8 protein-coding genes and 1 pseudogene are annotated in these 4473 nt (G+C 70.9%); 2 read left to right on the top strand and 7 right to left on the bottom strand.

Going from position 1 to position 4473, the window contains the following annotated elements; genetic code table 11:
• Window positions 1–125: 125 nt before the first annotated feature.
• The gene (locus D471_RS0132045) at window positions 126–533 is read right to left on the bottom strand and encodes a MerR family transcriptional regulator (protein WP_026128282.1); all 408 of its coding nucleotides are present in this window, start codon (window positions 531–533) and stop codon (window positions 126–128) included.
• Between the two features lie 306 nt (window positions 534–839).
• Between D471_RS0132045 and D471_RS42260 the strand changes: the two genes are divergently transcribed.
• Window positions 840–1004, top strand: a complete 165-nt coding sequence (locus tag D471_RS42260) for a hypothetical protein (RefSeq protein ID WP_017602394.1) — start codon at window positions 840–842, stop codon at window positions 1002–1004.
• A 131-nt stretch (window positions 1005–1135) separates the two neighbouring features.
• Window positions 1136–1378 carry a hypothetical protein gene (locus D471_RS0132035; protein ID WP_017602393.1) on the top strand — a complete coding sequence of 81 codons (243 nt, stop codon included), beginning with the start codon at window positions 1136–1138 and terminating at the stop codon, window positions 1376–1378.
• 319 nt (window positions 1379–1697) lie between these two features.
• Here the strand turns inward: D471_RS0132035 and D471_RS0132025 are convergent, their stop codons facing one another.
• The 6 genes and pseudogenes from D471_RS0132025 to D471_RS0132005 form a co-directional block, all read right to left on the bottom strand.
• Window positions 1698–1901, bottom strand: a complete 204-nt coding sequence (locus D471_RS0132025; RefSeq protein WP_017602391.1) for a DUF2795 domain-containing protein — start codon at window positions 1899–1901, stop codon at window positions 1698–1700.
• A gap of 367 nt (window positions 1902–2268) precedes the next feature.
• Window positions 2269–2550, bottom strand: a pseudogene (locus tag D471_RS42715) (FAD-dependent oxidoreductase); the annotation flags it as partial.
• A complete protein-coding gene (locus D471_RS41495; RefSeq protein WP_206538997.1) occupies window positions 2487–2768 on the bottom strand; it encodes a hypothetical protein in 282 nt (93 codons plus the stop codon). The pseudogene D471_RS42715 and the gene D471_RS41495, both read right to left, overlap by 64 nt.
• 37 nt (window positions 2769–2805) lie before the next feature.
• Complete coding sequence (locus D471_RS41490; RefSeq protein WP_206538996.1) at window positions 2806–2904, bottom strand: FAD-binding protein; 99 nt, start codon at window positions 2902–2904, stop codon at window positions 2806–2808.
• Between the two features lie 61 nt (window positions 2905–2965).
• Window positions 2966–3616: a cytochrome c biogenesis CcdA family protein gene (locus tag D471_RS37375; RefSeq protein WP_017602389.1), complete on the bottom strand. Its 651-nt coding sequence runs from the start codon at window positions 3614–3616 to the stop codon at window positions 2966–2968.
• Window positions 3617–3821: 205 nt separating this feature from the next.
• Complete coding sequence (locus D471_RS0132005; protein ID WP_017602388.1) at window positions 3822–4382, bottom strand: redoxin domain-containing protein; 561 nt, start codon at window positions 4380–4382, stop codon at window positions 3822–3824.
• Between the last annotated feature and the right edge of the window lie 91 nt (window positions 4383–4473).

Here is a 4473-nt window from a genome sequence, read left to right as displayed (position 1 = left end):
GACTTACCGGCGTCGGGGTGCGAGATCACCGCGAACGTCCGCCGACGCCCCGCCTCCCGGGACACCTCCGCCGCCGTCTTCTCCGGAACCGTCGTCGTCACTGCGTTCCCCCTGTCACGGGCCTCTCACGTGCTGGTGTGCTGCCGGGAACGCCGCGCACGCAGTTGACCGGCGAACTCCTCGGCCATCCCGAGCTGCTCCCGAAGAGCCCGGCACCGCGCCTGGATGGCCGCCTCGAACGCGTCCAACCGCTCGCTCAGCGCCGTCCGTTCCTCCGGGTCCGTGTCCTGGGCGCTCAGCCGGTCCAGGGCCGCCAGGAGCTCACGGGTCTCCTCCAGACTGAACTCCAGCGGCTTCATCCGCTTGATCAGGTTCAGCCGGTCAACGTCCGCCTCGGTGTACAGGCGAAAGCCCCCGCGGGAACGGGCCGAGGGCTCGACGAGCTTGACCTCACCGTAGTAGCGGATCGTGCGCAGGGACAGGCCGGTGCGCTCGGCGACCTCGCCGATCTGCATGTGGTGCGCTCCAGGCATGGCGACACCCTTTCTCGTTAACCCTACTCTAACGTTAGAGTCATGTCTTCGGTGATGAGTCGTGGGTGCGCTACGGTAGCGCGCCCGTACGCCAGGAGTCGCGTATGCCGCGTCAGATGACCTGTCCGGGCTGCGGAGAAGAGGAGGACCTCTCCGGCGAGCGCGTCGACGGGGAGATCCACATTCGGTGTGAGTCCTGCGGTGCCCGCTGGGCCCGTGACACCCCCTACACCTGCACCACGTGCGGGGGTGGGGACGTCCACATGAGGCCGCAGGCGCTCAAGCGGTATTTCGCGCGGGACCCAGTTGTCGATCGCCTCCTTGCACTACACGCCGCTGTGCGCCATGTGCGACTCCGAGATACTCGCCCGCGCCAACCGGCAGAAACCCGTTCCGGGCCAGTACCGGTCCGCCGCGAGCGGCCGGGGTGACGATTCGGCGGGTGGGGGCGACCTGATCCTGCCCCGCTAGTCCGACCCTTTGTCTCTACTCTCACGTGAGGGTAGAGTTTCGTTGCGGTGGCCCGCCCCCTCCCCGGCACCCCCTCGGCTCATCGGTGTCAGGGAGATCGGACCGCTTCGAACGCGAGACGACGGAGCAGCATGACGCACTACCGAATCCTCCTGCGCGACGGTTCCCAGCGCACGCGGGAGGCGACACGGACGCGCACCGATGCCCACAGCCTCTACCTGGAGGAACGAGCCGCCGGTGCCTGGAGAGAGGTCATGACGGTGCCCCTCACCGATGTCAGCAGCTTGCACCGCCGCTTCACCGAGAACGACGGATCGTGGACCTGGTTGAAGGAGAGGCTCCCGGGTCCCGGCGGAGTCCATGGCTGGCACTGACGTCAGCGTCTCGTGAGCCGCCACTGATCGTGTCCGGTCCGGCCCTGCGACCGCCGGGCCGGACACCCCTCCCAGAGGGCGGCGGTACCGGTCTTCCCGGTGGGACTGCTCTCGCCGCCACTGAACCGGATCACCCGGATCTCACAGGGGGTCGCGTCGATCGCCCACGACCATCCCCTCACCCAGGGCGGCACGGCCCCCAGTGTGCGCGCATCGTTGCCGTCACCCGTGCCCTGCGCCGACGTGGCGAGCGGTTCCTGCGATCCGAAACAGGCCAATAGATCCGTCGCGTCGGCGGATCTTGGCCGGTCGGCGGTGGTCAGAGAGGGCGGTGGACCGCGGGCAGGTGCGGCCACAGCTGGCGCAGGTTCGAGTAGAAGCCCTCGGGCAGATCGCCCAGGGCCTTCAACACCGCTTCCGGTGCGCCTTGCAGGCCGGCGGCGCTGATGACCTGGCCGCGGTTGAGCGGACCGGAGGAGAAGGCGCCCTCCAGATGGTCCGCGATGTCCGTTCGACTGGGCACGGGGTGTACCTCCTGGAAACCGTGCGTTGGTCCCGCACGTGGGGGGTGGTGGCACGGGCACGAGGTCGAAGTGGAGCCGTACGCGCCCGTGCCACGCGGCGAAGAGCGATGAGCATGAGGAAGCAGGTCCGCCCTTCCCGGTCAACTCTACCCTCTCGTAAGAGTAGGTTTCTGGTCGGGTGGTGATTTTCCGGCGGGACGTTGGGGCATTGCGCCTTGCTCGGGCTACGAATGGTCCGACCAGCGCGCACCCATGACCGGCCGGACGGTGCGGCCGTCCGTGATCGCGCGGTCGACCTCGGCCATCGGCAGGGGGCGGCGTGGGTGAGCGCGTACCTGCCCGTGACGTCGCGCACACCGCCTTGACCCCGGTGCGGACGACGACGCCATCGTTCGTGAAACGCGCCGTGATGACCGCCGATGCCGCCGGGTCCTCGGCCGGTAGTAGGCGGTCGGCCGCCTCCACCACGGTCACGGCGCTGCCGAGCCGGGCGAAGGCCCAGGCGAGTTCGCAGCCGGTCCCACCCGCGCCGAGGACCACCAGGCTGCGGGGCCGTTCGCGCAGTATGAAGACGGTGTCGCTGGTCAGCGGATCCACGTCCGCCAGCCCGGGGACGTCCGGGACCAGGGGCGTCCTTCCGGTGGCCATGACCACGCGGTCGGCGGGCAGGACGCCCCCTTCACCTCGATCGCGTCGGGGGAGAGGAACATGGCGTGCCCGCGCACGACCTCGATCCCCTCCGCACGGAGGGTGGCCTCGTCCTCGGTCGCGGCGACGTGGTCCACCGTGGCGCGTACCCGGCGCATCGCCGTCGCGAAGTCCTCACCCCCGCCGCCGCAGCGATCAGCGTCTTGGACGGCACACATCCGGTGAACGTGCAGTCCCCTCCGGGAGGCCCTTGGGTCACCAGCACGAGGTGTGCCCCAGGGAGCGGGCCGTTCGCGCGGCGGACAGTCCCGCCGCTCCGCCGCCGATCACCACCAGTGTCCGTTCCCTGCTCATAAGCGCGACCTCCCGCTTCTGGTGGTGGGGTGTGTCATACGTGGTGAGGGGGATCGGCTCCTCACCTGTCCGCCTCCCTGGCAGTGCGATCGCCATCCGACGCGCGTGAGCGCCGTGTCCGGAGCGCGCCGACCACCCCGACCAGGACCAGTACAGCCAGGGCGGCGAGGAGCCAGAGCGCACCGGCCCCCTGGAGGAACCGGGCCAGCTCGCCCTGCCAGCGCACGACGGTGTCCACCACCGGGTCCCCTCCCGCCGCACCCGCCAGGACGCGCAGCTCGAACCAGCCGTAGTAGGCGACGTAGGCCCCGGCCATCACCAACAGGGCACCGCCCGCCCGCGTCACGTACGGCAGGGCACGACGCAGGTGCGCGGTCACCGAGTCACGGGCCAGCGCGACCGAGACCGTCAGGACCCCGACCACCAGCGCCATCCCGAGCGCGTAGACGGCGAACACACCGGCCAGGCCGAGAACCCCACCGCTGGCCGTGGCGGTCGTGGTCAGGGCCAGGAACGGCGCGACGGTGCACGACAGCGACGCGATCGCGTACGTGGCGCCGTAGACCGCCGCCCAGCGCGGCGAACGGGTCGGACGCCCGGGGGAGGGACGCGGCAGCAGGATCCCGACCTCGCGCCCGGCCAGCAGCCAGATCCCCAGCCCGACCAGGGCGGCGCCGATCACCAGGGTCGCCCAGGGAAGGTGCCGTTCCACCGACAGCGCCAGCGGCNNNNAAACCCGCCGGTCATCGCGGCGGTCGTGGCCAGGGCCCGACCGAGTGTCCGCAGCCGACCATCGGGGTGTCCGTCGTTGGAGGAGACCAGCAGACCGACGTACCCGGGCAGCATCGCGAAGCCGCACGGGTTGAGGACCGCGAGCACGCCCGCGGTCAGCGCGATCGCGTAGGGGACCTGTTCCATCAGCCGCCGTCCCGCCCGGCCAGGACCTCCGTGCGCACGCGGTCGTCCAGATCGTCCTCGGCCAGGGTGCCCGTCACGGTGGTGAACGTGCCGTCCGGACGCAGGAAGGCGAACGCGGGCTGGCTGGCGACGCCGAAACCGGACCAGACGGCGCCGTCTTCGTCGACGATGTGCGTCAGGCCGTCCGTGGAGGTGTCGGCGGTGAACCGCTGCATCTCGTCGACCTCCCCGCGTCCGGCGACGCCGACGAACTCCACCTGGCCGTCGAAGCGGTCGGCGGCCTCCAGCACGCCGGGCGCCTCGGATCGGCACACCACGCACCAGGGGGCCCAGAACCACAGGACGACCGGTTCGCCGCGCAGCTCCTCGCCCCCGAGCGCGTCCCCGTCCAGGGTCCGTGTCTCGAAGTCGAACGCGGATCCGGCCTCCCGTTCCGGCTCCCCCTCGGCCGTCGTCCCGGGACCGGGCTCGGACTCGGTCGCCGCGCAGGCAGTCAGGCCCAGGGCCGTGGCGAGCACGGCCGCGGACAGGCGGACGGGTGGGGTGGTTCGCATCGTCACCTCAGGATCTCGGTCTCGGGGCTGAATCCCACCCAGGCGAACCAGAAGGTGTCCAGGTGGTCGACCGGGGTGAGCCGCCGGCCTTCGAGCT

Origin of the sequence: Nocardiopsis lucentensis DSM 44048 (assembly GCF_000341125.1) — a bacterium.
GTDB lineage: Bacteria > Actinomycetota > Actinomycetes > Streptosporangiales > Streptosporangiaceae > Nocardiopsis > Nocardiopsis lucentensis.
The sequence above is the reverse complement of the archived record's forward strand: the minus strand, read 5'-3'. Positions and strand labels throughout refer to the sequence as shown.

What these genes read in the sequence shown, in the direction of transcription:
- D471_RS41495 (WP_206538997.1), bottom strand. Translation starts at nt 2,768, where the DNA reads ATGTGTGCCGTCCAAGACGCTGATCGCTGCGGCGGCGGGGGTGAGGAC.
- D471_RS0132045 (WP_026128282.1), bottom strand. Translation starts at nt 533, where the DNA reads ATGCCTGGAGCGCACCACATGCAGATCGGCGAGGTCGCCGAGCGCACC.
- D471_RS0132035 (WP_017602393.1), top strand. Translation starts at nt 1,136, where the DNA reads ATGACGCACTACCGAATCCTCCTGCGCGACGGTTCCCAGCGCACGCGG.
- D471_RS41490 (WP_206538996.1), bottom strand. Translation starts at nt 2,904, where the DNA reads ATGAGCAGGGAACGGACACTGGTGGTGATCGGCGGCGGAGCGGCGGGA.